The organism is Neobacillus drentensis (assembly GCF_036966985.1).
In the GTDB taxonomy this organism is placed as follows: Bacteria; Bacillota; Bacilli; order Bacillales; family Cytobacillaceae; genus Neobacillus; species Neobacillus drentensis_E.
This window is the reverse complement of record NZ_JBALSN010000557.1, coordinates 1-2,333: the sequence shown is the minus strand read 5'-3', so window position 1 is coordinate 2,333 and position 2,333 is coordinate 1. Positions and strand designations below refer to the sequence as shown.

Annotated in this window: 4 protein-coding genes; all 4 read right to left on the bottom strand. The window is 40.9% G+C overall.

Features of this window, described 5'->3' with window-relative positions; all coding sequences use genetic code 11:
- Nucleotides 1–132: 132 nt before the first annotated feature.
- On the bottom strand, nt 133–267 hold the full coding sequence (locus V7659_RS27885) for a YrzQ family protein (protein WP_335543316.1): 135 nt from the start codon (nt 265–267) through the stop codon (nt 133–135).
- Nucleotides 268–350: 83 nt separating this feature from the next.
- Complete coding sequence (locus V7659_RS27880) at nt 351–542, bottom strand: hypothetical protein (RefSeq protein ID WP_026563482.1); 192 nt, start codon at nt 540–542, stop codon at nt 351–353.
- A gap of 11 nt (nt 543–553) precedes the next feature.
- Nucleotides 554–1,027, bottom strand: a complete 474-nt coding sequence (locus V7659_RS27875; RefSeq protein ID WP_335543315.1) for a PRC-barrel domain-containing protein — start codon at nt 1,025–1,027, stop codon at nt 554–556.
- 33 nt (nt 1,028–1,060) lie between these two features.
- Nucleotides 1,061–2,333, bottom strand: a 1,273-nt coding sequence (locus V7659_RS27870; RefSeq protein ID WP_335543314.1) for an AAA family ATPase, incomplete at its 5' end; no start/stop codon positions are given.

Genomic DNA, 2,333 nt, shown 5'->3' with positions numbered 1-2,333 from the left:
AGATAAAGGAAACACGAAGAGCGTTAGCGCATTCGTGCTTGACTTATCGCAGGGCGGAGAGCGAAGTCCACTAGCCGCTGGGCGCTGGAGCTAGACATTAAAAATCCCCCTCTGGTTTGAGGGGGATCCGATCTAAAATATCGCTCGTTTTACTTTCTTTGTCATTCTTTTCATATTGCGGGCGGACATCATATTATTTCTTTGGGCAACATTATAGGCCGCCATACCCGCACCAAACGCAATCATTGTTGTCATCATTTTATTCATACGTTTCACCTCTTTAATAGACGTTAAAAATAAGTTTCTGCTCACTTTGATAACGGTCTAGCTTAGCGTTTTGCTTTTCTCTCTTAAAGGGTGTAACGACGCTCTTCTTCTTCAAACAAATCGTCCAAGGAACTAAGTGACCCGTCTTCTTCGACTTGATGGGTATTGATTAGGCCTTTGTTTACTGAAAGTTCAATAAAGCAATTCCAACAATAATATTGGTTAATACCAATCTTACCGATATCCTTACTTTGACAATTGGGACACTTTAACATGAAAAGACACCTCACGTATTATTTACGTCAACGATAATGGCATCCTTTCCGATTGTTAAGGGCTTCTCGGATTGAATGACTTGTTTGCCTTCCGTAAGATCCGAAAAGAAGCCATCCGTGATTTCGTACCCTATGATTGTGCCCAATTCCTCCTGAAAATATACATCTTTTAACAAACCAAGGGATTCTCCGCTTTTTGAAAGCATCATCATTCCGTCTAATGGCTGTTGATGTGTAAGTGTATATTGAGGATCTTTCAGCTTTACTAAAGAGGCTCTATCCTTAATCATTACCCCATCTGCACCAAAGGAAGCCACTTTTTGGATATCCAAAAAAAAGGATTGTTTGAAAAAAACGCCTTTTTTTACCAATAAACCGTCTACCTTACCGGTGCTCGAGATACATAAATCACTTACCTCGCCAATTTTTTGACCGCTGTTTGTTTCAAAAACAGGCTGTCCTTTCAATAAAGAGAATGTCCGCAAAGAGTGTCCCACCTCCTGTGAACATTCATAGTGTTAGTCATTTACCATGAAATCATAAGGTGAAACGTTTTCCATACCCACCATTGGATTAGCCTGCATGAATTCCTCTTGGTAGGACAATACAGTGCCTATTTTTTCATCTAGGTCATTATTTTCTTTAGCTGAATTTGTTTCATTCTTTTTACCAACAAGTGAAGTAGCTGTAATTGACTCTTGCAGCTTTTGGCACAAGGTGGTTTGGCGGGAAAGTTCATCCGCTCTTTCTACGCCCATTTTAAGAGCATCGACTTCGCCGCAAAGAATCAAGGATTGTTTACTTCGGGTGATTGCTGTATAAATTAAATTTCTACGTAACATCCGATAATAACTTCTTGTCACTGGCAAAATGACAATCGGGAATTCACTACCCTGCGATTTATGGACGGAACAACAATAAGCGTGGGTAATTTGAGTTAAATCTTGTCTTGTATACTCGACTTCATTGCCTTCAAAGGAAATGTAAATCATATCCTGTTTTTCGGTGTTTTCCTTCGCATAGATAATCGAGATAATTTCCCCAATATCCCCGTTAAAGACATTGCTTTCTGGTTGATTCACCAGTTGGAGTACCTTATCACCAATCCGATATTTTACCTCACCAAAAGCAATTTCCTTTCTCTTTCCATCAGGATTAGGATTAAAAATTTCTTGCAATAAAACATTCAAGCGGTCGATCCCAGCCGGTCCCCGATACATGGGCGCTAACACTTGAATATCCTTCGCCGAATAGCCTTTATTTTTGGCATTAAAGGCGACTTTCTCAACCACTTGTGCAACCTGTGTTGTTGAGCATTTAATAAACGAACGATCCGCCTGCTTTATTGTAATATCTGCGGGCAAGTAGCCTTTTTTAATTTCATGGGCAAGTTCGATAATCGAAGAGCCCTCTGCCTGCCGGTAAATATCTGTTAAACGAACGGTAGGTATCCGTTCAGATGTCAGCAAATCCTTTAAGACCTGTCCCGGTCCGACTGATGGCAATTGATCTTCATCGCCGACCATGATGACTTGTATATTTTCCGGAAGAGCCTTAAATAATTGATTAGCAAGCCATATATCGAGCATCGATGTTTCATCTACGATGATAATTTTCCCTTCGAGCGGACTTGCATCGTCACGGTCAAATCCTTCTTGCCCATTAAATCCAAGAAGACGATGTATGGTTACAGCAGGCAGTCCGGTGGATTCACTCATCCTTTTCGCGGCTCTTCCTGTCGGGGCTGCCAATAAGAAAGGAAAGGGTTCGCCTTTTTTCTGGTAATCCTTA

Excerpts from the sequence above, each read along its gene's own strand:
- V7659_RS27885 (WP_335543316.1), bottom strand. The coding sequence starts at position 267 with ATGAATAAAATGATGACAACAATGATTGCGTTTGGTGCGGGTATGGCG.
- V7659_RS27880 (WP_026563482.1), bottom strand. The coding sequence starts at position 542 with ATGTTAAAGTGTCCCAATTGTCAAAGTAAGGATATCGGTAAGATTGGT.